The organism is Endozoicomonas sp. SESOKO4, from assembly GCF_024606275.1.
In genome coordinates this window covers 1-1,390 of the sequence record NZ_JAHHPS010000016.1, presented here as the reverse complement: position 1 = coordinate 1,390, position 1,390 = coordinate 1, and the positions used below count along the sequence as shown (strand labels likewise).

The 1,390-nt window shown below is 45.5% G+C and carries 1 protein-coding gene; it reads left to right on the top strand.

Going from position 1 to position 1,390, the window contains the following annotated elements:
• Nucleotides 1-103: 103 nt before the first annotated feature.
• Nucleotides 104-1,390, top strand: a 1,287-nt coding sequence (locus tag KDK16_RS00225; RefSeq protein ID WP_257274168.1) for a hypothetical protein, incomplete at its 3' end; no start/stop codon positions are given.

Here is a 1,390-nt window from a genome sequence, read left to right as displayed (position 1 = left end):
GTCTTGGTAAGCGCTTTCACATAGAGAGAGCATAACAGCCAGAAATCTTTCAGGCCTACCCTTTTCGAATCAACAAACACAAAATGAAGGTAAGGATAGAGTTTTGAAAAAATTACTCACAGCGGCACTGTTTTTGCTGTTCCCACTGTCTGCCATCTGCCAGACCGAATCATTTACAAGAAGCTTTTTTGTTGAGCTTCATCAGGATGGACACTCTCCAAAAGGGAGCTTTTCTATTAAGCCAGACCAGCAAACATTGCTGGGCATCCCGTCATACCTTGCTGATACAAACAACTATGACGAATCAATTTTTCCGCACAATGACCAACCACAGAGACTCGGCGGTTACAGGGTAAAAACGTCCTTTTTTGAGTCGATCTCGTGGGAATTGATATACGCCGCTGGTGCGCTGGTTGCTTACCAACTGGTTATGACTTCCGATGACAGTGCTCTGAGCACCAAACCTCATTCATGGATTCCTGTAGAAGCCTTTTTTGCGGTCGGCTGGCTTTTACAAAGTTATTGGAACACCGATTCGCCTATGTTCAGTCCGATAAATAAACTGGAGGCCAGTCAGGATGACCCGTTTGCAATCACCACTATGATGCTCCCCGGAAATAGCCAAAAACAAAGCCAGCAAAGAAACGAGCAAACAGAATCATCCGGCCAGCAAGCCTCCGGAACATCCGCGCAACTGACAGGTTCTGTCACCAGACTCCAGCATCTCGGCTCTGGCGGCGGTAACGAAGAGCCGGATCAACCTCAACATACTCTCGGCTTAAATTGCCACGTCGATTCCTGTCATGGCGTTTGTAAACTTCGACAATCATCCCATATCGACGGGCCTGCTGATTGGTCGCTGAATCCTGAAGCAAATTCTACGGGCGATACAGGAGCAACATCCAAGCAAAGCTTGCTTTTCACACCATCGACTCATTTGCGGCATCGGCAGACAGGCATAACGACCCACAAGGCTAAATTTCGGCGGCATCTGGAAAGAAAATTCCTGAAAGCTGAAAATTTGCTCAGATTATCCTCATTCATTGGTAACTCAGACTATATGCCTTCCACCCGAAGGCAAGCATTAGAAGCAGCAGCTTGCAGTTGTGTTTTAAACCACCTCAATATAGCGTATTGCCTTGCTGATCCAGAGACTAAGGCTGCTGCGACTAAACTGGTATCTTTGTATACCTTGTATTCCTTACCTCATTCGGATGATTCGCAAGAACCAAAAAGAAAGTCAAAAAAGGCTTTATGTGAACTTGTGATCGATAATACTAAATATTTCCATATCATTTTTACCTACATAGCGGTTCCCGGTTGTGGTCGTTTAAAGCCTGAAAGATTTCTGGCTGTTATGCTCTCTCTATGTGAAAGCGCTTACCAAGAC